Origin of the sequence: Luteimonas rhizosphaerae, from assembly GCF_002849595.1 — a bacterium.
GTDB lineage: Bacteria > Pseudomonadota > Gammaproteobacteria > Xanthomonadales > Xanthomonadaceae > Luteimonas > Luteimonas cellulosilyticus.
The window spans coordinates 98154-123222 of sequence record NZ_NRQR01000004.1 but is presented as its reverse complement, the minus strand read 5'-3'; the positions used below and the strand labels follow the sequence as shown (position 1 = coordinate 123222).

Sequence of the window (25069 nt, the reverse complement as noted above, 5' to 3'; positions counted from 1 at the left end):
CATGCTCACCACGCTCGCCATCGCCCATTACCGTTCGCTGTACACGCTGGTCGTGCCGATGGCGCGCCTCAACCTGGTGACCGGTGCCAACGGCAGTGGCAAGTCCAGTCTGTATCGCGCGCTGCGGCTGCTGGCCGAGACCGCGCAGGGCGGCGTGGTGCCGGCGCTGGCGCGCGAGGGCGGGCTGGCCTCGACGCTGTGGGCCGGTCCCGAAACCCTGAGCGCGGCGATGCGCCGCGGCGAGGTCGCGGTCGAGGGTGGGCCGCGGCAGAAGCCGGTCTCGCTGAAGCTGGGCTTCGCCGGCGAGGACTTCGGTTATGCGATCGATCTCGGGCTGCCGACGCCGTCGCAGTCGTTGTTCGGTCTGGATCCCGAGATCAAGCGCGAGGTGATCTGGAGCGGCCCGTTCATGCGCCAGGGAAACACGCTGGTGGATCGCCGCGGCGCGCTGGTGCGCGTGCGCGACGGTCGCGACTGGCGCGTCGCTGGCGAACATCTGAGTCCGTTCGAGAGCCTGTTCGCGCAGATCGCCGATCCGCGCAACGCGCCGGAAGTGCTGCAGTTGCGCGAGACGATCCGCGGCTGGCGCTTCTACGATCACTTCCGCGCCGATCTCGATGCGCCGGCACGGCTGCCGCAGCTCGGCACGCGCACGCCGGTGCTGAGTCACGACGGGCACGATCTCGCGGCCGCCTGGGCGACGATCCGCGAGATCGGCGATCCGCAGGCGCTGGACGCGGCGGTCGCCGATGCGTTTCCCGGCGCGCGCGTCGAGGTGCTGGTCGAAGGCGGGCGCTTCTCGCTGCAGTTCCGCCAGCACGGTCTGCTGCGCCCGCTGTCGGCGGCCGAACTGTCCGACGGCACGCTGCGTTATCTGCTGTGGATCGCCGCGCTGCACACGCCGCGCCCGCCGCCGCTGATGGTGCTCAACGAGCCCGAGACCAGTCTGCATCCGGATCTGCTGCCGGCGCTGGCGCGCTTGATTGCCGGCGCATCTCGGCGCACCCAGGTCTGGGTGGTCTCGCACGCGACGCGCCTGATCGCCGCGCTGGAACAGACGCCCGACTGCAACACGATCCCGCTGGAGAAACGCGACAGCCAGACGACGATCACGGGGCAGGGCCTGCTGGATGCGCCGGCCTGGTACTGGCCGGAGCGTTGAGGCCATTGCGCATCGTGGGCCGGGCGGGCATGCGCGACCGTTGAGGTGTCCGCTCGGGCATGTCTGTCTCGCCAGCGCATGGCGTCGCGTCGACCGCTGCGGAACATTGCCGTTGTGCGTCATTCCCGCCTGGACGGGAAGCGCTTCGCAACAACGCAGCGCGATGCGCGGGTGACATGCGCTGCTCGCCCGCACAGCCACAACCCGATGTGGCGCCGCGCTTGCAGGCACGGTCGCCTGCGGAGGCGCGCGACCGTCGCTTGACCATCCCGGCGGCTGGTGCGCTTCCGACGCGCCCTCGCGGCAGGCCCCGCAGCAGGGCCTGCCCGCTGCGATGCCCTGCCAGGCTCAGAGGCGCTCGGTCAGGCCGTTGCGAATCGCGGCTTCCATGACCGCGCGCGCTTCGCGCTCGGCGCGGACCGAGGCTTCGCGCTGCTGCATCGACAACGCGGTCTGTTCGCGCGCCAGCGCCGTCTGCTGTTTGGCGAGGCGCTGCATGTCCTCGTGCAGGCTGCCCTGCTGGGCGCGCAGCGCGGCGAGGGTCGCGTCGGCGGTCACGGCCGCGTTGACCTGCGCCTGCACGCGCGCCGCGGTGATCGAGCGCTCGGCCATCCGCATCGCGATCTGCGCCTGGCGTGCGCCCAGCGTGCCCTGCTGGCCGCCGAGCGTGCCCTGGCGGGCGCCGAGTTCGCCCTGCGCCGCGCCGAGGGCATTGACGTCGGCGTAGGCGTCGCGGATGGCCTCGATCGTTGCGCGATCGCGCACCACGTAACGCGCATCGCCCTTGCGCAGCCACAGCAGCGGTTCGTCGCCGCGCCGCGCGGCCTGGGCTTCGCGCAGTTCGGACGTCGCGCTGACGGCGATGCTGTTGTCGTCGTCGAGCAGCACGAAGGCTTCCTTGCCCGGCTCGGTGCCCAGGGTGAAGGTGCCGCGCAGTGCGCCGGTCGGCGCTGCGGGCGCGGCGACCGGGGCGGGCGGCGCCGGCGGCACGGCAGGCAGTGTCGGCGTCACTGGCGCCGGTGGCGCGGGCGGGATCGCAGGCAGCGTCGGCGTCACCAGCGCGGGCGGCGCGGGCGCGGCCGGTGGCGCGGGCATGTCGGCCGCATCGACGATCACGCCGTTGTAGGTGGCCGTCGCAGCCGGCGCAGGCAGCGCCTCGGGTGCGGGCGTCGTGCTGGCGGACGGGCGAGCGGCAGGAGCCGCCGCCTGCGCGGCGACGGCGGGTGTCGCGGCCGTCAGGCGATAGGGCATGACGCCGACGACGCCGACGGCGACGGTCATCAGCACCGCGACGACGCGCGGCAGGGACGGGGTGTGCTGGAGCATCGTGAGTCTCCGCTTGAGGATTGAAAAATCGGGGGACGCGCTGGCGAGGCCGGCGCTGGGGCGCGGCGCGATGCCGAGGCGCAGCAGCAGCTGGCCGTATTCGCGGGCGCAGTCGCGGTGGCCTTCGAGCACGGCGGCATCGCAGGCCGCCTCGCGCGCCAGTCCGTATTCGCGCGCCGCCAGGTGCACCAGGGGATGGAAGAAGAACAGGTGCTGGGCGAGCGCCGGCAGCAGGCCGAGCCACAGATCGCCGCGTTGCAGGTGCACGAGTTCGTGGGTCAGCGCCATGTCGAGTTCGTCGGGCCGCATCGCCTGCGCATGGTCGACTGGCAGCAGCAGCACCGGGCGCCATGGCCCGACCAGTTGCGGCGAGTCGATCTGCGCCGACAGCCGCAAGTGCGGCGCCGCGCGCAGACCGTGGGCGTCGGCGGCCAGCGCCAGCGCGTCGAGCAGGCTGTCGTCGCGGCAGGGCCGGGACTCGCGCAGCAGCGTGCGCGTGGCCAGCAGGCCGAGCAGGCTGCGCGTCAGCATGACGCTCAGGCCGAGCAGCCACAGCCCAGCGAGTGCCAGCGGCCAGACCGGCGCGGACGTCGATGCGACGACGGCCGGCTCGAACCGTGTCACCGCACCGCTCGCACCCACGTTCGGCACCGGCGCGGCCTGCGCGGTCGATACGACGATCTGCACCGGCTCCGCGGGCAACAGCGGCAGCGCCAGCGGGCTCGACCAGACCAGGCCGAGCACCAACTGCAGGGCGACCAGCCACCACAGCCAGGCGCGGGTCGCGGCGGAGAGGCGCGGCACCGCGCGGCACAGCGCCCAGACCAGGGCGACGAGGAGGGTGGATTGCACGCTGGCGGCGAGGAGTCGCGGCAGCAGCGTGTCGACGATCAGGTCCAGGGCCATGTCAGCGCTCCTTGCGCTTGGATTGCAGGTTGGCGACCAGCGCCTCGAGTTCGGCGAGTTCGTCGTCGCTGACTTCGCGGCGTTCGGACATCCACGCGACGAACGGCGACACCGAGCCCTGCAGGGTCTTTTCGACGAAGCTGCCGACCGCGTTGCGGACCACGTCGTCCTGGCGCGCGGTGGCCGAGTAGCGGTACACGCCGCCGTCTCCCTGGCGGCGCTTGAGATAGGACTTCGCGCGCAGGCGCTCCATCATCGTCAGCACGGTGGAGCGGGCCAGGCCCCGGGGTTCGCCGAAGGTCGCGGCGACCTCGCCGACCGAGGCGGCGTCGTGTGCGGCGATGTGCTGCAGCAGGGCCAGTTCCTGGTCCCCGACGGTCTTGTTGCGCATGGCAGTGGTCCGGTTGACTACACGTGTAGGCACCTTGCTCCTGACTACAACTGTAGTCAATAGGTCGGAGGTTATTTTCCGACGCCCGCCAGCGTCGTTCGGATGGCGGACAGGTTTCTGCATCGCCGATCCGCCGGCGCATCGATCAGGCCGATGAACGCGAGGCAGGCGCGAGTGCGCGGCAGGAGTTCAGTCCAGCGCGAACGAGCCGGTGCGCACGTCGCCGGCGCGCGTGTAACGCGAGATGACGATGCCGCTCGGCGAGACGACCGAGGCGTCCAGCTGGAACGCGCCCGGCTGCGTGCGGCTGTCGAACAGGCGTTTGCCGGCGCCGAGCAGCACGGGAAAGGTCAGCAGGCGCAGTTCGTCGACGAGACCGGCCGCGAGCAGCTGGTGTACCAGCTCGCTGCTGCCCTGGGTCAGCAGGTCCGGACCGTCCTGCGCGTTCAGCGTGCGCAGCGCGCCGACGATGTCCGTACCGAGCGCGTGGCTGTTGTGCCAGGCCAGCGAGTCCGGCCGGTGCGTGGCGACATGCTTGGCGACGCGGTTGAAACGCCGGGCGATGCCGGCGTCGTCGCCGTCGTCGGGCATGCGCGGCCAGTGCGCCGCGAAGATGTCGTAGGTGCGGCGGCCGAGCAGCAGTTCGAACGGACGCGCGAACAGTTCGCCCATCGCCTCACCGAACACCTCGTCGGCGAACGGCACGGTCCAGCCGCCATGTGCGAACCCGCCGCCGGTGTCCTCGTCGGGCCCGCCCGGTGCCTGCATGACCCCGTCCAGGCTCAGGAACGCGGCGACGATGATCCTGCGCATGACGAGGGCCTCGGCGGTGTCGACGGATCGCCGGAGCATGCCGGCGACGCACGGCGCCGTCGAGCGGCGGCGCAGCAGGGCCGACCGTTGCCGCGTCAGCGTGCGCCGGTCACGTCCGCACGGCGGATCAGCACGACGACCAGGGTGATCACGGTCAGCGGCACGACGAAGCCCATCATCACGTGCGAGAACGCCGACAGCGCCGCGTGGTCCTGCGCAGCGAGGATCAGGTAGCTCACGTAGGCGACGTAGTAGCCGAGGAACACGCCGCCTTCCCAGCGCGCGATCTCGCGCCCGGACAGGCAGATCGGCAGCGCCGCCAGTGCGCCGGCGACCATGACCCACAGATCGAACGCGAGCAGCGCCGGCGGCACGACCAGCCCGGTGCTGCCGGCCAGCAGACCCGACAGGCCCAGGCAGCCGAGGATGTTGAAGGTGCTGCTGCCGATCGCGTTGCCGACGGCGATGTCGCGCTCGCCCTTCAGCGCCGCCGCGACCGAGGTCGCGACTTCCGGCATCGAGGTGCCGGCGGCGACGATGGTCAGGCCGATGACCACATCGCTGACGCCGAGCGCGGTGGCGAACGTGACCGCGGCGGTGACCAGCCAGTCCGAGCCCAGCACCAGCAGGCCGAGGCCGACCACGATCAACGCCAGCTGCACCGGCAGCCGCGAATCCCAGGCGCCGGCATCGGCGGCGCGGTATTCGACATCGAATTCGCTCGGCGCGGCCCCGTCCGCGCCGGAAGCGGCCGCATCGGCGAGACCCTGGCGCCGCGACTGCACCACCAGAAACACCGTGTAGGCGATCAGCAGGCCGAGCAGCAGCGCGCCGTCCCACAGGCCGAGGCCGCCGTCGAGGCTCAGCGCCAGCATCAGCACCGAGGCGCCGATGAGGATCGGCACTTCCTGGCGGATGATCTGCGTGTGCACGACCAGCGGCGCGATCAGCGCACTGAGGCCGAGCACGAACAGCACGTTGAAGATGTTGCTGCCGACGACGTTGCCGACCGCGAGATCGGTCTGTCCGGCGAGCACCGCGCCGGCGGACACCGCCATTTCCGGCGCGCTGGTGCCGAAGGCGACGATGGTCAGGCCGACGACCAGCGGCGAGATGCCGAACGACAGCGCGACCTTGGAGGCGCCGCGCACCAGCAGTTCGGCGCCGCCGACGAGCGCGGCGAGGCCGGCGAAGAACATCAGGACAGTCAGCATGGGATCTCGCGGCGCTCGGGGTCGGGGTCGGGACGCGGCATGGTATGCGCTCGCGCGTGCAGATGCGGCACTCGCACTGTCGGGCGCGTGCCGCGCGATGCGCCATTACGACGGCGATCGTCATGCCGCTGGACCGGACCCGCGCGGGAATGCCGGGCAGGCGTTCGCCCCGCGCTTGCATGGCGGCGATCGACCGGTCGCGGCCGGACGCGTGACGCGTCGCACAAGGCTGCGGCTTCACGCGGCCGTCGCTAGACTCGCGCTCCCACCCGACTGGAACGTCCGATGTTCAAACGCCTGCTTCCATTGCTGTTCGCCGCCACGCTCGCCGCCTGCAGTGCGCCGGCCGAACGCACCACGACCAACGCCGGCCCCGACCAGGGCTCGGTGACCAACGAAGCCGAATGCGTTCGCGTCGGTGGCGAGTGGACCCAGCTGGGCCGCGCGCCGGTCAAGCAGTGCCTGCGCCAGACCACCGACGCCGGCAAGGCCTGCACCACCAGCGAGCAGTGCGAAGGCCTGTGCGTCGCGCCGGAAGGCACCACCGACGGCGCCACGGTCGGCGGCACCTGCAGCGTGACCACCAACCCCTTCGGCTGCCAGCAGCGCGTGCACGACGGCGTCGCGACGACGCTGTGCGTCGACTGACGCAACCACGCGTCTCCGATCGCCGCTGAACGGGGCGATGCGTTGCCACGACGGGCGCCGGGTCATCCGGCGCCCGTCTGCGTTGGGGCCGCCATCCAACGGATCTTTCATCTCCAGCGCATTGCGCGGCGCGTAGGGTCGAATCTCCCCTACGCCCCTGGAGGCGTCATGTCCCGCATTCCCTATCGAATTCTCGTCCCCGTCGTGCTGGCGGTCGCCGCCGCGCCGGCGTGGGCGCAACAGCTGCAACGGCCGACCACACCGACATCGCCGACCACGTCACCTACGACGGCGACACCGGCGCCGACCCCGGTGCCGGCGAACGCGTCGCAGCGCGCCCGTCCCGCGACCGGCATTCCGGAAGCGGGCCCTGCGCCCACACAGTCGATGCAGCCGACACCGGCGACGCAGACTGCGCCGATGCGTACTCCGCACATTCCCGGCCAGGTCCGCGATGCGCAGGGGCGGGTGATTCCCGGCGCCCAGGAAACCATTCCCGGCCGTGCACGCGATCCGGCAACGGGCCAGGAATTCCAGACCACGCCGGCCACGCGGCCGGACTGAGAGAACGATGACCGTCGCCCTGTCGCGACGGTCATCGGCCCCGGCGCTCAGTCGAGCGTCGGGTAGTCGGTGTAGCCGGTGTCGCCACCGCCGTAGAACGTCGCCTGGTCGGGCTCGTTCAAGGGCGCATTCTCGCGCAGGCGTCGCACGAGATCGGGGTTGGCGATGAAGGGACGGCCGAACGCCACCGCATCGGCGTGGCCGGTGTCGATCGCGGCCTCGGCATCCGTCTTGTCGTAGCCGTTGTTGACGATCCAGGCGCCGTTGCCGCCGGCCTTGGCATAGGCCGCCTTCAAGGCCACGTAATCGAACGGTGCATCGCCTTGCTGGTGATTGCGCGCGCCACCGGTGGCGCCTTCGACGACATGCACGAACGCGAGGTTCAACGGCGCCAGCACCTCGACCACGTGGGTGAACAGCGGCTGCGGCTGGTCGTCGTGCGCATCGTTCGCCGGCGTGACCGGCGACAGGCGGATGCCGGTGCGCTCGCCGCCGATTTCCTCGACGACCGCACGCATGACCTCGCCGAGGAAACGCGCGCGGTTCTCGATGCTGCCGCCGTACGCGTCTTCGCGACGGTTGCTTCCGCCGCGCAGGAACTGGTCGATCAGATAGCCGTTCGCGGCATGCACTTCGACGCCATCGAAGCCGGCGTCGATCGCCGCGCGCGCGGCGCGCCGGTAATCCTCGACGATGCCAGGCAGTTCCGACGCTTCGAGCGCGCGGGGCTCGGACGTGTCGACGAACGCGCCCCGGCCATCGGCGTCGTGGATGAAGGTCTTGCTCGCGGCGCGGAGTGCCGACGGCGCGACCGGCGCCTGGCCATCGGGCTGCAGGCTGGTATGCGAGATACGGCCCACGTGCCACAGCTGCACGACGATCCTGCCGCCTTCCGCATGCACGGCCTCGGTGACCTGGCGCCAACCGGCGACCTGCTCCGGCGCATACAGGCCAGGCACGTCGGCATAGCCCTGGCCCTGGTGGCTGATCGCGGTGGCTTCGGTGACCAGCAGGCCGGCGGTCGCGCGCTGCGCGTAGTACAGCGCGGTGCGCGGCAGGGGAATCGCATCCGGCGAACGGTTGCGCGTCAGCGGGGCCATGACGATGCGGTTGGGCAGCGACAGCGCGCCGGCGGTCAGGGGATCGAACAGGGTGGGCATGGTGGACGGTCTCGACAGTGGAACGGCCTCCCCATCTGATGCGCGCGCCCGCGCTTATCAAGCGTCGCAGCATCCGCCTGCCGGGATGCAACGTTGCGGCAATGCGCCTCAGGCCGCGTAGTGCCCGAGGAACATCGCCACCGCGGCATCGGCGACGCGCGCGCGTGCGGCGCCATCGAGCGGCGGCGCGCCCATCGTGACCTGCGGCCAGAACGCGAACCCTTTCACCAGCCCCTGCAACTGCATCGCCGCGAACGCGGGATCGACGTCGCGTAGCCGGCCATCGGCGTGCGCGGCGCGGATCCACGCGGTCACGCCTTCTTCCTTCTCGTCCATGCGCGCGACGATGTCGCGGGCGCGTTCCGGGTTGCGGATGATTTCCGCCATCGCCACGCGCGCGAGATCGATCGCATCCGGATCGCCCAGCAGGGCGAGCTTCTGGCCGAGCAACTGGCGCAGTTGCGCGTCCAGCGGTTGCCCGGGCGCATACGGCAGGTCGACGCTGGCGGTGATCCGGTCCCACAGCGCACGCAGGATCTCGCCGAACAGCGCGTCCTTGCTCGGGAAGTGGTTGTAGACCGTGCGCTTGGACACGCCGGCGTCGGCGGCGACCTGGTCCATGCTCGTCGCCTCGAATCCCGCGGTGCGGAAGGCGACGACGGCGGCGCGGACGATGGCCTCGCGCTTGCGATCGGTCAGGCGGCTGGGGGCGGGCATGGCGACGCTCCTCCGGACAAAGCGAAATTCTACACTGGAGGGTTTACATTCGCCGGAATGAAACTACACTGTGCAGTGTACCCAGCCGATTCCCGCCATGAAGCGTCTCCTCCTCCTCCTGCTGACCGGATCCCTGCTCGTGACCACTTTCTACGCCTGTGCCCGCAGTCCCGACCTGCCGCCGTACGCCGAATCGCCGCAGCAGCGCGACGGCCGGTTCCGCAACGCGATCGAGATTCCCAGGCTGGGCTTCTGGGCCAGCGTGCGGCTGGGCTTCGATGTCTTCTTCCGGAAGCCGGAGAACACGGTGCCGGCCGGCGACATCCCGGTCGTCGCGCTGACCCGCGCGGATCTCGACGCGGCGCCGGACCGCAGCCTCTGGCGCCTGGGCCACTCGACCGTGCTGCTGAAGCTGCGTGGCGGCTACTGGCTCACGGACCCGGTCTTCTCCAAGCGTGCGTCGCCGGTGCAGTGGGCCGGTCCGGCGCGGTTCCACGCCCCGCCGATCGCGCTCGCCGACCTGCCGCCGATCGAGGGCATCGTGCTGTCGCACGACCATTTCGATCATCTGGACCGGCACGCGATCGTCGCGCTGGCAGGCAACACGCGCCACATCCTGACGCCGCTCGGCGTCGGCGACCGCCTGGTCGACTGGGGCATCGACGCAGCGAAGATCCGCCAGCTCGACTGGTGGCAGGACACGACCGTCGACGGCCTGCGCTTCAGCCTGACGCCGGCGCAGCACTTCTCCGGCCGCGGCCTGCGCGACACCGACCGCACGCTGTGGGCCTCCTGGGTCATCGTCGACGACGACCTGCGCATGTTCTTCAGCGGCGACGGCGGCTACTCCGACGCATTCGCCGAGATCGGCAGGCGCCACGGTCCCTTCGATCTGGCCCTGGTGGAAAGCGGCGCCTACGACGTGCGCTGGCCGCTGGTGCACATGCAGCCCGAACAGACCCTGCAGGCCTTCCGCGACCTGCGCGCCGACGTGCTGCTGCCGATCCACAACGGCACCTTCGATCTCGCCTCCGCATCAGCACGCCGCGCATGGGCGAGCGTGTCGACATCACAGATCCGCAGGTCGGCGATCCGTGGTGGCGCGAGGTCCGCTGACACCGCGCCGGTGCGCCAGGTCCGCCTGGCTCAGCGCTGCGCGGCTGCCGGCACGCCGTCGGTGCCGAAATGCCGCCGGCCCAGTCGCAGCGCCACGTGCACCAGCAGGATCAGCACCGGCACTTCGACCAGCGGCCCGATGACCGCGGCGAACGCGACCGGCGAGGCCAGGCCGAACGCCGCGATCGCGACCGCGATGGCGAGTTCGAAGTTGTTGCCGGCCGCGGTGAACGCGATGGCCGTCGTGCGCGGGTAATCCTTGGCGATGAGCTTGCCCATCCAGAAACTGACGACGAACTGGATCAGGAAGTAGATCGTCAGCGGGATCGCGATGCGCACCGCGTCCATCGGAATCCGCACGACGTCGCCGCCCTTGAGGCTGAACATCGCGACGATGGTGAACAGCAGCGCGACCAGGGTGATCGGACTGATCTTCGGGAGGAAGCGCGTCTCGTACCAGGCTTCGCCTTTCGACTTCACCAGCCAGCGGCGGGTCAGGAAGCCGGCGAGGAACGGGATGCCGAGATAGAGCAGCACCGCCTCGGCGATCGTCCAGATGCTGACGTCGATGACGCTGCCCTGCAGGCCGAGCACCGGCGGCAGCCAGGTCAGGAAGAACCACGCGTAGACGCTGAAGAACAGGATCTGGAACACGGAATTGAATGCGACGAGCCCGGCGACGTACTGGTTGTCGCCGCGCGCGAGCTGGTTCCACACGAGCACCATCGCGATGCAGCGCGCCAGGCCGATCAGGATCAGCCCGGTCATGTATTCCGGATGGTCGCGCAGGAACACCACCGCGAGCCCGAACATCAGCCACGGGCCGATGATCCAGTTCTGCACCAGCGACAGCGCCAGCACGCGTTTGTCGCGGAACACGTTCGGCAGTTCCGCGTAACGCACCTTGGCCAGCGGCGGATACATCATCAGGATCAGGCCGATCGCGATCGGGACGTTGGTCGAGCCCCACGACATCGCGTTCAAGGCGTCGGGCAGTCCGTCGAACAGCGTGCCGAGCGCGACGCCCAGCGCCATCGCGGCGAAGATCCACAGCGTGAGCCAGCGGTCGAGGAACGACAGGCGTCCGGGCGCGGGCGTGCTCATTGAACCTCCGCGATCGGCTCGAGCAGTGCTTTCAGTTGTGCCTTGTCCTGCCACACCGCGTCGCGGATCTCGAGGAACACGCGCAGCCGCTGCTGGATGATCGCGTGCGCCTTGGCGAAGGCCGCGCGCTTGTCGGCATCGCTGCCGGTCACCGCGGCGGGGTCGAACAGACCCCAGTGCACGCGGGTGAAATCGCCGTGCACGATCGGGCAGGCTTCATTCGCCGCGCTGTCGCAGACGGTGACGATCAGATCCATCGGTGCGGTCTGCTCCATCGAGAACTCGTCCCACGACTTGCTGCGCAGGTTGTCGGTCGGGAAGCCCTCGCGTTCCAGCTGGGCGATGGCGAACGGATTCACCTGGCCGGCGGGCTGGCTGCCCGCGCTGAAACTGTCGTAGCGGCCCACGCCCCAGGCGCGCAGCGTGGATTCGGCCAGCACGCTCCGCGCGGAGTTGCCGGTGCACAGGAAAAGGACGCGTCGTGTCATGGGAAGGCCGGGTCGTCGGAACAGGAGAAGAAGGTGGCGCTCAGGGCGCGCAGGCGTCCGGGGCGGTGCAGGCGCTGCCGTCGTCGGCGCAACAGTTTTCGGTCAGGTAGCCGACCAGCGCGTTCATCGCATCGAAGTCGGCGCGGTAGCAGATCGTCCGACCGCGCTGCTCGCCGGCGATCAGGCCGGCGGCGCTGAGTTCCTTGAGGTGGAACGACAGGGTGGCGCCGGGCAGCGACAGCGCCGTCGCGATGTCGCCGGCCAGCTTGCCGCCGCGGCCGGTCTGCACCAGCAGCCGGAACACCGACAGGCGGGTGGCATGGCCGAGCGCGGACAGGGCCTGGGTTGCGGACTGATGTTCCATGTTTCTAGAATAGTCGAATGAATATAACCGAACAACCCGACCTCGCCGCGCTGCCGAACGTGACCGCCGAGGCGTTCGAAATCCCCGACGGCACATCGCTGCAGCCGCCCAGTGCCGCCGCGCATCCGCCGCGCATCCTCATCCTCTACGGCGCGCTGCGGCCCGAGTCCTACAGCCGCAAGCTCGCGCTCGAAGCGCAGCGCCTGCTCGATGCGATGGGCGCCGAGACGCGCGTGTTCGATCCGCACGACCTGCCCATGCTCGATTCCGTGCCGGCGACCCATCCCAGGGTGCAGGAACTGCGCGCGCTGTCGATGTGGTCCGAGGGCCAGGTGTGGGTGAGTCCCGAGCGGCACGGCGCGCCGACCGCGGTGTTCAAGAACCAGATCGACTGGCTGCCGCTGGAGGAAGGCGGCATGCGCCCCACCCAGGGACGCACGCTGGCGGTGATGCAGGTCTGCGGCGGTTCGCAGTCGTTCAACGTCGTCAACGCGCTGCGCCTGCTCGGCCGCTGGATGCGCATGGTGACGATCCCCAACCAGTCGTCGGTGCCCAAGGCGTGGCAGGAGTTCGACGCCGACGGCCGCATGAAGCCGTCGCCGTACTACGACCGCGTCGTCGACGTGATGGAAGAACTGCTGAAATTCACCCGGATCGTGCGCGACCGCGGGGAGACTCTGACCAGCCGCTACAGCGAGCGCAAGGGCGATCTCGCCGTCCGCGCACTGGCGGCGGCATCGGGCGCGATCGAAACCGCCCAGACCCAGAAGGAATCCGCATGAACGCCGTCATCCTGCACAACCCCGCGTGCGGTACGTCGCGCAATACGCTGGCGCTGATCCGCCATGCCGGCATCGAGCCGGAGATCGTCGATTACCTGGCCCATCCGCCGACGCGCGAGCGCCTGTCGGATCTGATCGCACGCGCCGGCCTCGGCGTGCGCGAGGCCATCCGCCAGAAGGGCACGCCGTATCAGGAACTCGGCCTCGACGACCCGTCCCTGTCCGACGACGCCCTGCTCGATGCGATGCTCGCGCATCCGATCCTGATCAACCGGCCGTTCGTCGAAACTGACCTCGGCGTGCGCCTGTCGCGGCCGTCGGAAGTCGTGCTCGACATTCTGCCCGCGATGACCGGCGCATTCGCCAAGGAGGACGGCGAGGCCGTGCTCGACGCCGCCGGACAGCGGATCGTGCCCACGGCCTGAGTCGCGGTCAGGCGTCGCTGGCCCACGGCGCGCGTGCGAAGCGCGCCGCCAGATGCTCGATCAGTACCTGCACGCGCGCCGGCCGGTCGCGCCCGGGCGGCGTGACCAGATGCACGGCGATCGGCGGCGGTGTCCAGTCGGCCAGGGCGATCTCCAGCGTGCCCGCGGCGAGTTCGCGCCACACCAGGAATTCGGGCTGCAGCGCCAGGCCCAGCCCGGCGAGCAACGCGGGATTCAGCGCTTCGGCGTTGTTGACCTTCAGCGTCGACGACACGCCGATCGAATAGTCGCCGTTGCGTCGATGGCGGAACCGCCACGCCGCGCCCGAGCGCGCATACGCGTAGGCCAGCGCGCGGTGGGTGGCGAGATCGCGCGGATGCCGCGGTCGCCCGTGCCGCTCGAAATAGGCGGGCGCGCCGACCAGCAGCACGCGCACGCCGCACAGCCGCCGCGCGAGCAGGCTGGAGTCGTCGAGCGTGCCGATGCGCAGCGCGAGGTCAAAACCCTCGCCGACCAGGTCCATGGTCTGGTCGCCGAAGGTCAGGTCCAGCGCGACATCGGGATACGCGGCCATGAACTCCGGCAGCACCGGCGCGAGGTGGGCGACGCCGAACGACATCGGCGCGGCCATGCGGACCAGGCCGCGCGGCACCGTCGCCTGCGCGGTGATTTCCGCTTCCACGGCTTCGCCTTCCGCGAGGATGCGTGTCGCGCGTTCGAGTGCGCCGCGGCCGCTCTCGGTCAGCGTCATGCGCCGCGACGTCCGGTGGAACAGCACCGTGCCCAGGCGCTTCTCCAGTCGCGTGATCGCCTTGGACACCGTCGCCTGCGACACCGACAGCGCCTCGGCCGCGCGTGCGAACGAGCCGGTGTCGGCGACGCGGGCGAAGATCGCCCAGCCTTCGAGATCGGGCAGGGTGCTCACGCGCGGCACCGACCATGTCGAAAACGGAAACAATGGAATTCCATGGGTTCCATTCTAAACACGATCGGGCAGGCGTAACGTTCCCCCATCGCAACCGCGACCGACACAGGAGAACGTCATGATCGAACGCAGGCCCTTCGCTTCCCTCGGCGGCGCCAACCACGGCTGGCTCGATGCGAAGCACCACTTTTCGTTCGCCGGCTACCACGACCCCGCCCGCATGGGCTGGGGCGCGCTGCGGGTCTGGAACGACGACGCCATCGCCGCGAAGACCGGCTTCCCGCCGCATTCGCACGCGGACATGGAAATCATCACTTACGTGCGCAGCGGCGCGATCACCCACAAGGACAGCCTGGGCAACAGCGGGCGCACCGAGGCCGGCGACGTGCAGGTCATGAGCGCCGGCACCGGCATCCAGCACAGCGAGTACAACCTGGAATCGGACGAGACCCGGATCTTCCAGATCTGGATCATTCCGGACGGCCGCGGCGATGCGCCGGCCTGGGGTGCAAAGCCGTTCCCGAAGAGCGACCGCAGCGGCAGCTTCGTCGCGCTGGCCAGCGGCATCGCCGGCGACGACGACGCCTTGCCGATCCGCACCGACGCACGCGTGCTCGGCGCGACGCTGAAGGCCGGCGAGACCGCCGAGTACCGCTTCGACGGCACGCGTTACGGGTATCTGGTGCCGGCGACCGGCAGCGTCGACATCAATGGCGTGCGCATCGAGGCGCGTGACGGCGCGGCGATCCGCGACGAGGCGACGCTCCGCATCACCGCGCTCGAGGATGCCGAGCTGGTGCTGGTCGACACCGCGCCCTGACGAACTGGCGCGCGGCGCAAGGGTGCCGCGCGCGACCGGTGCCGGTTCCAGCCACACGTCGATATCGGCGACTGCAGCGCCAGGGCGCTGTAGCGCCGAACGCAGCAATACCGGCGTCGCAAGCGCAGGACCCTCGGTCAATTCGACACTGAGAGGCAGTGGCGGATAGTGACGTCCGGCCGCAGCTGCTGCGTCAGGAAGGTGCCGGCGCAGCACGACGCGCGCGCGATCGTCAGGGTGCGAAGCGCGGGTCGCCGCCGCTGGCGTCCAGCGCCGGCGGCAACACCGCGCGACGGCGTGCGCCGAGCACCATCTCCGAGGTCCAGTGGGTCAGCAACGTGCTGTAGGCGCGTCGCGCGGCGACGTCGGTCAGCGCGTGGTCGGCGCCCTGGATGACGCGGTAGGTCATCGACCGCGCGCGACGGAACGCGCCGATGTAGCTGACGATGTTCGCGTGTGGCACGCGGTCGTCGTGTTCGGATTCGACGATCAACACATCGCCTTCGAATGCAGTGCAGGCGCCCAGCGCGCGGTTGTCCTCCGGCGGCTGGACTTCGCTGCGATAGCGGGCGAGATCGGTCTGGTCGAGGTTGCCCTTGGGAATGTCCCAGTGCTCGTCGCGATACAGCGCCGGCACCCGCAGCGCGAGCCAGCGCACGCGCCGCATCGCGGTCAGCATGCTGGCGAGATACCCGCCGTAGCTCGAGCCCACGACCATGATCGCGGTGGTGTCGACCTCGGGGTGCGCGGCCAGCCGGTCGTAGGCGGCCAGCACGTCCTCGAGATTGTGGGCGCGGGTGGTATCGGCACGCAGGCCTTCGAGATCGCCGTGGCCACGCATGTCGAAGGTCAGGCAGATGCAGCCCAGCGCGGCGATCTCGCGCGCGCGCAGCAGATCGCGTCGCTGGCTGCCGTTCCAGCCGTGCACGAACAGCAGGCCGGGCATGCGGGTCGACGGTGCGGCCAGCGTGGCGGCGAGCTGCTGGTCGTCGACCGCGATCGTCGTCGGCGTGCTACGCATCGGCGCGCTCCGTGCAGCGGGTGTACTTGCGGATCCGGCCGGCACGCGGGTCGTCGGCATCGAGCAGCAGCTGCGCGTCGGCCGGCGCCGGCGTGTCGTCGCCGAAGATCTCGATCACCTCGCTGCGCACCGCCTGCACGTCGGGATCGGCCGCGAAGGCTTCCAGTGCGACGAGTTCCGCCGGGCTCGCACCACCGATGCGCCAGGATTGCTCGAGCACGCCGGAACACCAGTCGCCCCGGCTGTCGCGGCCCTGCGCGACGTCGTAGTTGCTGCGCGACAGCACGATGCCCGGATACGCGGCCAGCGCGGCATGCTCGTAGCTGCGCGCCTGGCCGATCGCCATGCGCACGTGCGGATCGTGCTCGCGCGCCAACAGCGCGTCGAAGTCGCCGCGCACCACGTGCATCGCCGTGCCGCCGTAGACCTCGTCGCCGCGGTTGCTGCGGGTCAGCCGCTGGGTGCCGTAGTAGGTGGCCATCATTCCGCCGACGCGCAGCAGGCCGACGCTGCAGGTCACGACCTCGGTGAGGTTCTCCTCCAGCACCAGACCGTCGCGGGCGAGCGCGGAGGGCTCGCATTGCGCCAGCACGCGCCGCACGGCGGCCATGTCGTCGCAGACTTCCTGGCCCATGCCGCCACGCGCGTGCACCGGCTTGATCCGCAGCGGCCCGTAGTCGAACAGGCGGCGCGCGGCTTCGTCGGCGTCATCGGTGTCGAAGACGGTGTAGCCGCGCAGGACCGCCAGATGGGTCTGGGCCCGGAACCGCGGCGACCACGCAACCGGCGCGCGTGCATGCGGGCGCACCAGCGGCTGGGTGATCGCCTTCGTCGCCATGAACCCCTCGGGCACGAGGCCGCCGAAGAAATCCGCCGGCCCGCCGATGCCGAGCGCGTGCGCGGTCGCGAGACCGACCAGCGTATCGGTAGGTACGAGATAGGGCCGCAGCGCGGCATGGCGTGCGGGATCGTAGTGACCGGCGAAGGCGTGACCGAGCAGCGCGGCGAGACGCGTCGCGATGTGCACCACGCTGTCGACCTCGTAGGCGCATTCCTGCGCGCGGCCGGGCACGTGGACGACGGCGACGGGACGCGACGCGTCGCGGGCGGATACGGGGCGACCGGCATCGGCCGGACTCACGTCGTGGGACATGCATGCGCTCCTGGGCTGGGCTGGGCCGGCACCGCACATTCCTCCCGGAGGATCCTCGACTGGCGACCTCTCCACGTGCACGCCTCGACGCTAGCACGCGTGCAACTGCCGTGCATCGCGATGCCGCCGCGACATGACTGAACGCCGTTAGTTGCAGGCTCACGCGGCCCGGACGAGGGCTTCACCTGGCGCCGGGCACGGTATCGGCTCGCAACTACCCCCGAATCTGGAGCAGGCCCGAATGAGCAAGCACGACGAAACGAACGACGGCGCGCGCGACATGAATCGCGACCCGATCACCAACGCGCCCGGCGCGCATCCCGTGGGTGTCGGCGTCGGTGGCGTCGCCGGCGGCGCGGCGGCCGGCGCAGCGGCCGGCACGATCTTCGGACCGGTCGGCACGCTGGTCGGCGCCGCCGTCGGCGTGGTCGCAGGCGCCGCGCTCGGCAAGGGTGTCGCCGAGCGGATCGACCCGACGGGTGAGGTCGAATACTGGCGCGAGGCGCATCGCGACCGTCCCTACGTCAAGCCCGATCACGACTACGACCGCGACTATGCGCCGGCCTACGGCTTCGGCCTGCAGGCGCGCGAAGCGGAGCGCACCCGCGACTGGGGCGAATCCGAGGAATCGCTGAAGCGTGATTGGGAAACCACCCGTGGCGAGTCGCGCCTGGGTTGGGAGGACGCGCGCGGCGCGGTCCGCGATGCCTGGGACCGGACGGATCGCACGTACGACACCTACGAGCGCAGCGACAAGTACCACGCCGAGTCGTTCGAGCGTGCCGAGTATCGCGATGCCGATGCGCGCTTCGAGGACTACCAGCCGGCCTACCGCTACGGCACCCATGCGCGCAGCCGGTATTCGGACCGCGACTGGGACGACGCGCTGGAAGCCGAGCTCGGTCGCGACTGGGAAACCCGTCGCGGCAATTCGGCGCTGACCTGGGACCGCGCCAAGGCCGCGGTGCAGGACGCCTACGTCTCGCACGACCGCTACAGCGGCGGCACCTACGCAGACAATGGCGAGAACCCGGATCGCTTCCGCGTCGGCTGATCGCGACGCCTCCGCACCACCTGGAACGCCCCGGCTCGCCGGGGCGTTTTCATTCGCGAGTGCGTCGTGCATACGTTTCGGGCGCGCGGCCCGCCTTCATCCGCGCGTCTCCGTCACCTCACGCCGACAGAGACTGATCCAGCGCAAACGCGTCTGGCATCTTGACGGTGTGCATCGGCTTGCCCGATCCCGTGCGACGCCTCCGGCCGGCGATGCGTGCCGGGCGCCGGGTGGGGCAGCGACCAACCGACATGGATCTCGACCGTCCTGATCCGCCCGTGCCGGACGGTCATCACCCCGTGTGGCGCGACGCACTGCCGTCGACGCGATGCTGCACGTCGGTGACGACGACCTCGTGCCCGATCGCATGCAGCCGGACCGAGTCGAAACCGGCGACGTGCACATGCGTCGGCCAGCAGAGCGCGAGATGCGTGTCGCGCCCGATGCCGTTATCCCGGGGGCTGTAGAACCGCAGCTCCTTGTCGAGCAGCGCGTCGATTGCGGCGCGATCGCTGCGGACGTAGGCATGAACCACTTGCACACGACGCGCGCGCTGTCGGTGCCGACCCCGGTCATGCGTCGGGGTCGAGCCCCTCGGCCGGGTGCGTCGGCTCAGGACTTGCCGCCCAGTTCCACGACCGGCGTGAAGCCGCCGAAGATCATCCGCTTGCCGTCGAAGGGCATCGGGTTCTTCTCGGGATCCATCCGCGGGTCGCTGCCGTCCATCATCTTGGCGAAGGCCTTGTCGCGCGTGGCCTTGTCCGGCCATTCGATCCAGGAGAAGCAGACGGTCTCGTCGTCCTTGGCCTGGACCGCCTTGCGGAAGTCGGTGAGCTTGCCGTCCGGCACGTCGTCGGCCCAGCATTCGAGCACGCGGGTCGCGCCCAGCTCGACGAAGAACGAGTCGCCGAGATTGGCGTGGTCGATGAACTTCTGCTTGTTCGCAGTCGGTACGGCGAGGACGAATCCGTCGATGTAGGCCATTGCAGTGCTCCTGTCGGGAAAGAGGATGCCGGCACGCGGCCGGCGGAAAACGGCGTGGACTCCGATTCCTACGGGACGACGAATGGAGGACGCGTGATTCGACATCGCCAGACAACGCGCGTGCGCGGGTGGCCCGGACAGCTCAGCGCCGCGCGGCGCCCGGTGCGTCCACGGGGCGATCGAAGGCTTCGAGGATCGGGCAGGGGCCGGCGTCAGAAGCGCTGCAGCGGCGGGCGAGGCCGGCCAGCGCGTCGCGCGCGGCCTGCAGCTCGGCCAGCCTGGCATCGAGCGCGGCGATCCGCTCGGTCGCCAGCGCACGCACGCGCGCGCGGTCGTCGGACGCGTCCAGCTGCAGCAGTTCCACGATGCCCTCCAGCGTGAAGCCGGCGGCCTGCGCGGACCGGATGAAGCGCAGCCGCCGCAGCGCGTCGTCGCCGTAGCGGCGGATGCCGCGCCCCGGCGTCCCGATCGGCCCGGTCGTGGGCACCTCGAGCAGGCCACGCCGCTGGTAATAGCGCACCGTCTCGATGCCGACGCCGGCCGCCCGGGCCAGCTGCGAGATCGTCATCGGCTGCATCGCTTGACTCCGTACCACGGTACGGACGGTATACAGGCGGGACACGCGCTGCGACAAGCGCCCGACCGAGGAATCGACGATGACCACGCATGCCGCCCGACCCCGGGCCGTCCTCCACCGGATGGTGATGCCGGGCCATCGGTGTCCCTTCGGCCAGAAGGCCGCCCATCTGCTGCGCCGGCGCGGGTTCGAGGTCGAGGACCGCTGGCTGACGACGCGCGCCGAGGTCGACGCGTTCAAGGCGGCGCACGGCGTCGAGACCACGCCGCAGGTGTTCATCGACGGCGCCCGAATCGGTGGTTACGACGCGCTGCGCCGGCATCTCGGCCTGCGGGTCCGCGACCCCGCCGTGGCGAGCTACCGTCCGGTCGCCGCGCTGTTCGCGATGACCGCGCTGATGGCGCTGGCGCTGTCGTATGCGGTGTCCGGCACGGTGCTGACGGTGCGCGCCGCGGAGTGGTTCGTCGGACTCAGCATGTGTGTGCTGGCGCTGCTGAAACTGCAGGACATCGAACGCTTTTCGAGCATGTTCCTCAACTACGACCTGCTCGCGCGCCGCTGGGTGCCCTACGCCTACCTCTATCCGTTCGCCGAGGGACTCGCCGGCGTGCTGATGGTCGCCGGGGCGCTGACGTGGCTTTCAGTGCCGATCGCGTTGGTGATCGGCGGCATCGGGGCGGTGTCGGTGGTCAAGGCGGTCTACATCGACCGTCGCGAGCTCAATTGCGCCTGCGTTGGCGGCGGCAGCAAGGTGCCGTTGGGGTTCGTGTCGCTGACCGAGAACCTGATGATGATCGCGATGGCGCTCTGGATGCTGGCCGCACCCGCGGGGATGCCCATGGCCGCGCCCATGTGAGCGGTCTTCACGATCGCATTCAGCTTGATCGGCGACGATCGCCGCCTTCCCATGATTTCGGAGCGCCCCCATGAGCCAGGGTTCCACCGGCAACGTCATCGCCGCGATCTGCAGCTTCTTCATTCCCGGCCTCGGCCAGCTGATCCAGGGCCGGCTGCTGTCCGCGATCCTGTGGTTCCTAGCCGCCTGCGCCGCCGGCGCGATCACGTGGCTGCTGACGCTGTCGCTGTTCCCGTTCGGCTGGTTCGTCGTCAGCGTGTTCGCCTGCATCAATGCGGCGATGTTCCGGCGTCCGGTCTGACGCAATGTGGCCGCACGTCCGTGCGCGTCGGCTGACGCGCGCGGGCCCGGTCCGGTAGCCTGCGGGACCGTTTCCGTGGAGAGCGCGCATGCAGTTGCAGCTGGGTCTCGAATGGTTCCGTAATCCCGATCACCTGCCGATGATCGTCGGCATCGAGCGGGGCTGGTACCGCGACGCCGGTCTTTCGCTGACCCTCGTCGCGCCGGACGACCACTACGACGGGCTCGCGGCGACCGCCAGCGGCGAGATCGCGTTTTCCTGCAACGAGCCGCTGCACATGGTGGACGAAGCCCGCAGCGGCCTCGCCGCGCTGGGCTGCTTCTTCGAGACCTCGGGCGGCATCCTGCTGCATCGCGCGTCGGCGGCCCGCCTGCTGTCGGGTGGGCGCATCCGCCTGGCATCGCCGGTGGCCGGCGGCGTCACCGATGCCATCGCGGTCGAGATCGTCGCGCGCTGGTGCCGGCAGCAGGGCATGGCCTTCGATCCGGCGCAGGTAGCCATCGAGAGCGCCGGCTTCGCCCATCTGGAGAACCTGCAGCAAGGCTTCGACGGCGCCTGGCTGTGCTTCGCGAATTTCGAAGGCGTGGAGGCACGGCTGCTCGGGCTGGAGACGGTCTTCGTCGCCAGTGATGATGTCGGGCTGGAAAATTTCTCCGCGCTCGAGCTGTTCACCGGCCAGGCCTTCCTGGCCCAACATCCCGACGTGGTCGCGACGGTGGCGGAGCTCATCGGACGCGGCGCGGCCTTGTGTCGCGACGATCCGGCCGAAGCGGCCCGGCTCTGGTACGCCCACACCGGCGAGACCCCGACACCGCTGATGGACGCGATCATCGCCGACACCTGCCCACGCTTCGTGTCGCCCGTGGTTCGCGACGCCGGCCGCTGGCGCCCGATGTGGGCCCAGTTCGATGCGATGGGCCTGTCGGAGGTCGATGCGGCGGGGTACGAGGCGCTGTACCGCTGACGGGGCGCGCCACGCCCGCTCCGGTCCCGGCGTAGACGGGACGCGTTGCCACCTGCGCTACAGGCGGTTGACCCGGAACTTGCGTCCCTTGATCTTGCCGGCGCGCAGGCGGGCCAAAGCCTGGTCGGCTTGGCGGCGGGCGATGGCGACGTAGCTGCGCGTGGGGAAGATGCCGATCTTGCCGATCGCGTCCACGTGCAGGCCCGCGTCGCCGGTCAGGGCGCCGACGATGTCGCCGGGGCGCAGCTTGTCGGTGCGGCCGGCGTCGATGCGCAGCGTCACCATCGCCGCGGGCGGCACGTCGGGGGCCTTGCCCGACAGCGGCAGCAGCTTCTCCCAGCGCAGCGTGGCGCCGAGGCGTTCCTCGATCGATTGGGCGCGTGGCAGTTCGCGCGCGGTGCACAGGCTCAGCGCGAGGCCGTCGCGGCCCGCGCGGCCGGTGCGGCCGATGCGGTGCAGGTAGGTATCGACGTCGGTCGGCAGCTCGTAGTTCACCACCGCGCCGATGTCGTCGACATCGAGGCCGCGCGCGGCCACGTCGCTGGCGACCAGCACGCTGCAGCTGCGGTTGGCGAAGCGCACCAGCACCTCGTCGCGGTCGCGCTGTTCCATGTCGCCGTGCAGCGCCAGCGCGTCGAAGCCGTGGTGCTGCAGCGAGCCTGCGACCTCGTCGGCATCGCGGCGCATGTTGCAGAACACCACGCACGACACCGGCTTGTAGCGCAGCAACAGCGCGGCGAGCAGCGGCATGCGGCGGGCGGGATCGATCTCGAAGAAATGCTGGGTGATCGTCGAGGCGCGGCTGGCTTCGTCGATGCGGATCTCGGCCGGCTCGCGCAGCATCGCCGTCGCCAGCGTGCGGATCGCGTCGGGAAAGGTCGCCGAGAACAGCAGGCCCTGCCGGTTGCGGGGCACGCGCTTGACGATGTCGCGGATCGCGTCCTCAAAGCCCATGTCGAGCATGCGGTCGGCCTCGTCGAGTACCAGGGTGCGCACGCCGCCGAGTTGCAGCGCGCCGTTCGCCGCCAGTTCCTGGATCCGGCCGGGCGTGCCGACGACGACGTGCGGCGCGTGGGTCAGCGACGCGAGCTGCGGCCCGAGCGGGATGCCGCCGCACAGCACCGACACCTTGAGATTGGGCACCGCGACGGCGAGCTTGCGCAGCTGGCCGCCGACCTGGTCGGCGAGTTCGCGCGTCGGGCACAGCACCAGCGCCTGGGTACGCACGGCGGTGGCGTCGATGTCGCGCAGCAGGCCGAGGCCGAAGGCGGCGGTCTTGCCGCTGCCGGTCGGTGCCTGGGCGATGACGTCGCGGCCTTCGAGGATCGGCGGCAGCGCCTGGGCCTGCACCGGCGTCATGGCGGTGTAGCCGAGCGCGTCGACACCCTGCAGCAGGGCGGGGGACAGGGACAGGTCGGAAAACGGGGCGAGTGTGCTCATGGCGACATGATCGCAGGTCTGGCCGCCCGGGCACCGGGCCGCACGACCGCACCTCCCGCGATGTGCCGCCGGCAGCGCCGTCTATAGTGCGCAGCAGGACCGGCCCGGGAATGCCGGCATGCATCGAGGGAGCGCGCGGATGGCGTCAGCTGTGCAGACGAGACGGTCCACTCCGGCGCCCGGTGTGCGCCGCGTGCTGGATGCGGCGGTACTCGGCGGCTTCGCCCTGGCCACGGCGCTGGTCGCCGCCGCGTCGAGCTGGCAGGCCGTGCTGCACATCAGCGAGCAGCGGCTGGGTGCGTATGCCTCGATGCTCTACGACCGCGCCACGGAACTCGACGCCGAAGTCCGCACCACGCTCGACACCTTCAACCGCCAGCCGGCCCGGCTGTGCACGACGCGGGAAGCGGAGCAGCTGCGCGAGCGTGTCTACCGGGCCTACTTCGTCAAGGACATCGGCCGGGTCCGGGGCGGCCGGATGTTCTGCACCGCCAGCCTGCTCGACCTCGCACCGCCCGTCGCCGTGCCGCCTGCGCAGCTGACCACGGTCGAAGGCTGGGACGTCGCATCAATGGAGCTGCAACTGCTGGCCAGCGGCAGCCGGGCGCCGGTGATCGGCTTCGGGCAGACGCGGGTCATCCTCGATCCGCTGGCTTTCCATCTGCTGCCGTCGACGGACATGGGCTTCGTCGTCGGCTATCTCGATGCCGACGCGACCCGCCTGCTGCCGCTGTACGGCAACGCGACGCGGCTCGACGTGGCGACGCTGCGCGCGGGCCGGCCGGTCGATCGTGACGGCGTGCTGGCCTATCCGCTGTGCACGGCGGCGGGCACCTTCTGCGTGGCGAGCGCCCAGCCCAAGACCGCGGTGCTGGCGGACCACTGGCTGTTGCTGCTGGTCTGCACGGTGCTGGGTGCGCTGGCCGGCGCGGCGGCAGGCCTCGCCCTGCTGCTGTCGCATCGGCGGCGGCATTCGCTGGAAGGTCGCCTGCAGCAGGCGATCGCGCGCAACGCGCTGGAGGTGGAATACCAGCCGGTGGTGCGCCTGGCGGACGGCGCGATCGTCGGCGCCGAGGCGCTGGTGCGCTGGCGCGACGACGACGGCCGCATGGTCCCGCCGTCGCGCTTCGTGCCGATCGCCGAGGAGAACGGCAGCGTCCAGCAGATCACCGTGCAGGTGCTGCGGCGGGTGGCGACGGAATTCGGCGATCTGCTGCGCGAGCCCGGCACCTTCCGCATCAGCATCAACATCTCCGCGGCCGATCTCGACAGCAGCCACTTCCACGACGCGATGGCGTCCACGCTGGAGACGACCGGCATCGCGCCCGAGCGCATCGGTATCGAGTTGACCGAGCATTCGACGACCGAGCGCGCCGTCGCGGTCTCGGGCACGCGGCGGCTGCGGGAACTGGGGCACCGCGTCTACATCGACGATTTCGGCACGGGCTACTCGAGCCTCGCCTATCTCGCCGAGCTCGACGTCCATGCGCTGAAGATCGACCGCTCGTTCACCAGCACCATCGGCACCGATGCGGTGAAGGTCAGCCTGGTGCCGCAGATCATCGAACTCGCGCGCACGCTGGGCCTGCAGGTCGTGATCGAAGGCGTCGAGACCGAAGCGCAGCGGGACTATCTGCGCAGCGTGGATTTTCCGCTGTATGCGCAGGGCTGGCTGTTCGGTCGGCCGATGACGGCCGCGCGGTTCCGCGATGCGCTGGACGCGGACGCGGCGGGCAAGCTGAGCGACAGGTCGTGACGCCAGGCGAGGCTGCATCCAGGGCCCACCACCATGCG

General features: G+C 70.4%; 27 protein-coding genes and 1 pseudogene. 12 read left to right on the top strand and 16 right to left on the bottom strand.

Annotated features, from left to right (window positions below):
• Position 1: 1 nt before the first annotated feature.
• Complete coding sequence (locus CJ022_RS02140) at positions 2-1162, top strand: AAA family ATPase (protein ID WP_101925051.1); 1161 nt, start codon at positions 2-4, stop codon at positions 1160-1162.
• Between the two features lie 348 nt (positions 1163-1510).
• Here the strand turns inward: CJ022_RS02140 and CJ022_RS02135 are convergent, their stop codons facing one another.
• The 4 genes from CJ022_RS02135 to CJ022_RS02120 form a co-directional block, all read right to left on the bottom strand.
• A complete protein-coding gene (locus tag CJ022_RS02135; protein WP_101925050.1) occupies positions 1511-3394 on the bottom strand; it encodes a M56 family metallopeptidase in 1884 nt (627 codons plus the stop codon).
• Position 3395: 1 nt separating this feature from the next.
• A complete protein-coding gene (locus CJ022_RS02130; RefSeq protein ID WP_101925049.1) occupies positions 3396-3785 on the bottom strand; it encodes a BlaI/MecI/CopY family transcriptional regulator in 390 nt (129 codons plus the stop codon).
• 189 nt (positions 3786-3974) lie between these two features.
• Positions 3975-4598, bottom strand: a complete 624-nt coding sequence (locus CJ022_RS02125; RefSeq protein ID WP_101925090.1) for a dihydrofolate reductase family protein — start codon at positions 4596-4598, stop codon at positions 3975-3977.
• Between the two features lie 95 nt (positions 4599-4693).
• Positions 4694-5812: a calcium/sodium antiporter gene (locus CJ022_RS02120; RefSeq protein ID WP_233198556.1), complete on the bottom strand. Its 1119-nt coding sequence runs from the start codon at positions 5810-5812 to the stop codon at positions 4694-4696.
• Between the two features lie 285 nt (positions 5813-6097).
• Between CJ022_RS02120 and CJ022_RS02115 the strand changes: the two genes are divergently transcribed.
• Positions 6098-6460 carry a hypothetical protein gene (locus CJ022_RS02115; protein ID WP_101925048.1) on the top strand — a complete coding sequence of 121 codons (363 nt, stop codon included), beginning with the start codon at positions 6098-6100 and terminating at the stop codon, positions 6458-6460.
• A 168-nt stretch (positions 6461-6628) separates the two neighbouring features.
• A complete protein-coding gene (locus CJ022_RS16650; protein WP_143703856.1) occupies positions 6629-7024 on the top strand; it encodes a hypothetical protein in 396 nt (131 codons plus the stop codon).
• A 47-nt stretch (positions 7025-7071) separates the two neighbouring features.
• Here the strand turns inward: CJ022_RS16650 and CJ022_RS02110 are convergent, their stop codons facing one another.
• Both CJ022_RS02110 and CJ022_RS02105 read right to left on the bottom strand, forming a co-directional pair.
• The gene (locus CJ022_RS02110; protein WP_101925047.1) at positions 7072-8184 is read right to left on the bottom strand and encodes an alkene reductase; all 1113 of its coding nucleotides are present in this window, start codon (positions 8182-8184) and stop codon (positions 7072-7074) included.
• 108 nt (positions 8185-8292) lie between these two features.
• Entirely contained in the window at positions 8293-8901 is a 609-nt protein-coding gene (locus CJ022_RS02105; RefSeq protein ID WP_101925046.1) for a TetR/AcrR family transcriptional regulator, read from the bottom strand.
• A 97-nt stretch (positions 8902-8998) separates the two neighbouring features.
• On the opposite strand from CJ022_RS02105, the pseudogene CJ022_RS02100 reads away from it, so the two are divergent.
• Positions 8999-10017: pseudogene (locus tag CJ022_RS02100) on the top strand (MBL fold metallo-hydrolase).
• A gap of 30 nt (positions 10018-10047) precedes the next feature.
• Here CJ022_RS02100 and arsB read toward each other — a convergent pair.
• Genes arsB through CJ022_RS02085 form a run of 3 tightly spaced genes read right to left on the bottom strand, consistent with a single transcriptional unit; the run spans position 10048 to position 11973 of the window.
• The gene (gene arsB / locus CJ022_RS02095; protein ID WP_101925045.1) at positions 10048-11121 is read right to left on the bottom strand and encodes an ACR3 family arsenite efflux transporter; all 1074 of its coding nucleotides are present in this window, start codon (positions 11119-11121) and stop codon (positions 10048-10050) included.
• Positions 11118-11609: an arsenate reductase ArsC gene (locus CJ022_RS02090; protein ID WP_101925044.1), complete on the bottom strand. Its 492-nt coding sequence runs from the start codon at positions 11607-11609 to the stop codon at positions 11118-11120. The genes arsB and CJ022_RS02090 overlap by 4 nt, the downstream gene beginning before the upstream one ends.
• A gap of 40 nt (positions 11610-11649) precedes the next feature.
• Positions 11650-11973, bottom strand: coding sequence for an ArsR/SmtB family transcription factor (locus tag CJ022_RS02085; RefSeq protein ID WP_101925043.1), 324 nt, complete (start codon positions 11971-11973; stop codon positions 11650-11652).
• A 17-nt stretch (positions 11974-11990) separates the two neighbouring features.
• Between CJ022_RS02085 and arsH the strand changes: the two genes are divergently transcribed.
• Together arsH and arsC are read left to right on the top strand one after the other, a co-directional pair.
• Entirely contained in the window at positions 11991-12755 is a 765-nt protein-coding gene (gene arsH / locus CJ022_RS02080; RefSeq protein ID WP_101925042.1) for an arsenical resistance protein ArsH, read from the top strand.
• Positions 12752-13180, top strand: a complete 429-nt coding sequence (arsC, locus tag CJ022_RS02075; RefSeq protein WP_101925041.1) for an arsenate reductase (glutaredoxin) — start codon at positions 12752-12754, stop codon at positions 13178-13180. Before arsH ends, arsC begins: the two co-directional genes overlap by 4 nt.
• 7 nt (positions 13181-13187) lie before the next feature.
• Here the strand turns inward: arsC and CJ022_RS02070 are convergent, their stop codons facing one another.
• Complete coding sequence (locus CJ022_RS02070) at positions 13188-14105, bottom strand: LysR family transcriptional regulator (RefSeq protein ID WP_199171409.1); 918 nt, start codon at positions 14103-14105, stop codon at positions 13188-13190.
• A gap of 118 nt (positions 14106-14223) precedes the next feature.
• On the opposite strand from CJ022_RS02070, the gene CJ022_RS02065 reads away from it, so the two are divergent.
• Complete coding sequence (locus CJ022_RS02065; RefSeq protein WP_101925039.1) at positions 14224-14925, top strand: pirin family protein; 702 nt, start codon at positions 14224-14226, stop codon at positions 14923-14925.
• A gap of 232 nt (positions 14926-15157) precedes the next feature.
• Here CJ022_RS02065 and CJ022_RS02060 read toward each other — a convergent pair whose 3' ends face one another.
• Entirely contained in the window at positions 15158-15946 is a 789-nt protein-coding gene (locus CJ022_RS02060) for an alpha/beta hydrolase family protein (RefSeq protein WP_101925038.1), read from the bottom strand.
• Positions 15939-17099, bottom strand: a complete 1161-nt coding sequence (locus CJ022_RS02055; RefSeq protein WP_158238330.1) for a DUF3182 family protein — start codon at positions 17097-17099, stop codon at positions 15939-15941. Before CJ022_RS02055 ends, CJ022_RS02060 begins: the two co-directional genes overlap by 8 nt.
• A gap of 241 nt (positions 17100-17340) precedes the next feature.
• Here CJ022_RS02055 and CJ022_RS02050 point away from each other — a divergent pair, with 241 nt between their 5' ends.
• Positions 17341-18153 (top strand): hypothetical protein, encoded by an 813-nt coding sequence (locus CJ022_RS02050; RefSeq protein ID WP_101925036.1) that lies wholly within the window; start codon positions 17341-17343, stop codon positions 18151-18153.
• A gap of 292 nt (positions 18154-18445) precedes the next feature.
• Here the strand turns inward: CJ022_RS02050 and CJ022_RS02045 are convergent, their stop codons facing one another.
• From CJ022_RS02045 to CJ022_RS02035, 3 genes are all read right to left on the bottom strand, one after another.
• Positions 18446-18688 carry a hypothetical protein gene (locus CJ022_RS02045; protein WP_101925035.1) on the bottom strand — a complete coding sequence of 81 codons (243 nt, stop codon included), beginning with the start codon at positions 18686-18688 and terminating at the stop codon, positions 18446-18448.
• A 77-nt stretch (positions 18689-18765) separates the two neighbouring features.
• Positions 18766-19137: a DUF1428 domain-containing protein gene (locus CJ022_RS02040; protein ID WP_101925034.1), complete on the bottom strand. Its 372-nt coding sequence runs from the start codon at positions 19135-19137 to the stop codon at positions 18766-18768.
• A gap of 142 nt (positions 19138-19279) precedes the next feature.
• The gene (locus tag CJ022_RS02035) at positions 19280-19714 is read right to left on the bottom strand and encodes a MerR family transcriptional regulator (protein WP_101925033.1); all 435 of its coding nucleotides are present in this window, start codon (positions 19712-19714) and stop codon (positions 19280-19282) included.
• Positions 19715-19793: 79 nt separating this feature from the next.
• Here CJ022_RS02035 and CJ022_RS02030 point away from each other — a divergent pair, with 79 nt between their 5' ends.
• The 3 genes from CJ022_RS02030 to CJ022_RS02020 all read left to right on the top strand — a co-directional run bounded on the left by CJ022_RS02030 (position 19794) and on the right by CJ022_RS02020 (position 21835).
• Positions 19794-20570 carry a MauE/DoxX family redox-associated membrane protein gene (locus tag CJ022_RS02030; RefSeq protein WP_101925032.1) on the top strand — a complete coding sequence of 259 codons (777 nt, stop codon included), beginning with the start codon at positions 19794-19796 and terminating at the stop codon, positions 20568-20570.
• Between the two features lie 70 nt (positions 20571-20640).
• On the top strand, positions 20641-20871 hold the full coding sequence (locus CJ022_RS02025) for a hypothetical protein (RefSeq protein ID WP_101925031.1): 231 nt from the start codon (positions 20641-20643) through the stop codon (positions 20869-20871).
• Positions 20872-20959: 88 nt separating this feature from the next.
• Entirely contained in the window at positions 20960-21835 is an 876-nt protein-coding gene (locus CJ022_RS02020; RefSeq protein ID WP_101925030.1) for an ABC transporter substrate-binding protein, read from the top strand.
• A gap of 57 nt (positions 21836-21892) precedes the next feature.
• Here the strand turns inward: CJ022_RS02020 and dbpA are convergent, their stop codons facing one another.
• Entirely contained in the window at positions 21893-23275 is a 1383-nt protein-coding gene (gene dbpA, locus CJ022_RS02015) for an ATP-dependent RNA helicase DbpA (protein WP_101925029.1), read from the bottom strand.
• Between the two features lie 139 nt (positions 23276-23414).
• On the opposite strand from dbpA, the gene CJ022_RS02010 reads away from it, so the two are divergent.
• Entirely contained in the window at positions 23415-25031 is a 1617-nt protein-coding gene (locus CJ022_RS02010; RefSeq protein WP_158238329.1) for an EAL domain-containing protein, read from the top strand.
• Positions 25032-25069 lie beyond the last annotated feature (38 nt).

Coding starts and splice junctions, on each gene's coding strand:
- dbpA (WP_101925029.1), bottom strand. CDS start 23,275: ATGAGCACACTCGCCCCGTTTTCCGACCTGTCCCTGTCCCCCGCCCTG.
- CJ022_RS02090 (WP_101925044.1), bottom strand. CDS start 11,609: ATGACACGACGCGTCCTTTTCCTGTGCACCGGCAACTCCGCGCGGAGC.
- CJ022_RS02140 (WP_101925051.1), top strand. CDS start 2: ATGCTCACCACGCTCGCCATCGCCCATTACCGTTCGCTGTACACGCTG.
- CJ022_RS02040 (WP_101925034.1), bottom strand. CDS start 19,137: ATGGCCTACATCGACGGATTCGTCCTCGCCGTACCGACTGCGAACAAG.
- CJ022_RS02010 (WP_158238329.1), top strand. CDS start 23,415: ATGGCGTCAGCTGTGCAGACGAGACGGTCCACTCCGGCGCCCGGTGTG.
- CJ022_RS02050 (WP_101925036.1), top strand. CDS start 17,341: ATGAGCAAGCACGACGAAACGAACGACGGCGCGCGCGACATGAATCGC.
- arsB (WP_101925045.1), bottom strand. CDS start 11,121: ATGAGCACGCCCGCGCCCGGACGCCTGTCGTTCCTCGACCGCTGGCTC.
- CJ022_RS02125 (WP_101925090.1), bottom strand. CDS start 4,598: ATGCGCAGGATCATCGTCGCCGCGTTCCTGAGCCTGGACGGGGTCATG.
- CJ022_RS02035 (WP_101925033.1), bottom strand. CDS start 19,714: ATGCAGCCGATGACGATCTCGCAGCTGGCCCGGGCGGCCGGCGTCGGC.
- CJ022_RS02110 (WP_101925047.1), bottom strand. CDS start 8,184: ATGCCCACCCTGTTCGATCCCCTGACCGCCGGCGCGCTGTCGCTGCCC.
- CJ022_RS02030 (WP_101925032.1), top strand. CDS start 19,794: ATGACCACGCATGCCGCCCGACCCCGGGCCGTCCTCCACCGGATGGTG.
- CJ022_RS16650 (WP_143703856.1), top strand. CDS start 6,629: ATGTCCCGCATTCCCTATCGAATTCTCGTCCCCGTCGTGCTGGCGGTC.
- CJ022_RS02135 (WP_101925050.1), bottom strand. CDS start 3,394: ATGGCCCTGGACCTGATCGTCGACACGCTGCTGCCGCGACTCCTCGCC.
- CJ022_RS02025 (WP_101925031.1), top strand. CDS start 20,641: ATGAGCCAGGGTTCCACCGGCAACGTCATCGCCGCGATCTGCAGCTTC.
- arsH (WP_101925042.1), top strand. CDS start 11,991: ATGAATATAACCGAACAACCCGACCTCGCCGCGCTGCCGAACGTGACC.
- CJ022_RS02120 (WP_233198556.1), bottom strand. CDS start 5,812: ATGCTGACTGTCCTGATGTTCTTCGCCGGCCTCGCCGCGCTCGTCGGC.
- arsC (WP_101925041.1), top strand. CDS start 12,752: ATGAACGCCGTCATCCTGCACAACCCCGCGTGCGGTACGTCGCGCAAT.
- CJ022_RS02055 (WP_158238330.1), bottom strand. CDS start 17,099: ATGTCCCACGACGTGAGTCCGGCCGATGCCGGTCGCCCCGTATCCGCC.
- CJ022_RS02115 (WP_101925048.1), top strand. CDS start 6,098: ATGTTCAAACGCCTGCTTCCATTGCTGTTCGCCGCCACGCTCGCCGCC.
- CJ022_RS02105 (WP_101925046.1), bottom strand. CDS start 8,901: ATGCCCGCCCCCAGCCGCCTGACCGATCGCAAGCGCGAGGCCATCGTC.
- CJ022_RS02065 (WP_101925039.1), top strand. CDS start 14,224: ATGATCGAACGCAGGCCCTTCGCTTCCCTCGGCGGCGCCAACCACGGC.
- CJ022_RS02020 (WP_101925030.1), top strand. CDS start 20,960: ATGCAGTTGCAGCTGGGTCTCGAATGGTTCCGTAATCCCGATCACCTG.
- CJ022_RS02085 (WP_101925043.1), bottom strand. CDS start 11,973: ATGGAACATCAGTCCGCAACCCAGGCCCTGTCCGCGCTCGGCCATGCC.
- CJ022_RS02060 (WP_101925038.1), bottom strand. CDS start 15,946: ATGCGTAGCACGCCGACGACGATCGCGGTCGACGACCAGCAGCTCGCC.
- CJ022_RS02130 (WP_101925049.1), bottom strand. CDS start 3,785: ATGCGCAACAAGACCGTCGGGGACCAGGAACTGGCCCTGCTGCAGCAC.